General features: G+C 43.8%; 1 pseudogene. It reads left to right on the top strand.

Annotated elements, in window-relative coordinates:
- A pseudogene (locus HBA93_RS20110) lies at window positions 1–313 on the top strand (plasmid replication protein RepC); the annotation flags it as partial.

Here is a 313-nt window from a genome sequence, read left to right as displayed (position 1 = left end):
CAACAATTGCGTTTCAGCATTACCATTCATCTACGTGATATTTCCAAAACCATTCTCTCTGCCCTTAATGAGAACAAAGAAGGGGACTGGGAAGCGCTTTATGACCAGTTGCAGGCACTCTCCGGCCGCGTAGAGCGCAACGGAACACTGACAAATCTGACGATCCGTGAACAAGCACTGAGCAATTTACGCCGTCAGGTGGAAAATCTTTATCTTTCAAATGTTTCAGAGCCACAAATGAGCGGCAATGAGCGTGAAAATGAGCACCACATTCAGAATTCAAACATAGAATCTTTTGATAAAACAAAACTCG

The sequence above is a fragment of the Ochrobactrum sp. SFR4 genome, from assembly GCF_019730395.1.
Taxonomy (GTDB): Bacteria; Pseudomonadota; Alphaproteobacteria; order Rhizobiales; family Rhizobiaceae; genus Pseudochrobactrum.
The sequence above is the reverse complement of the archived record's forward strand: the minus strand, read 5'-3'. Positions and strand labels throughout refer to the sequence as shown.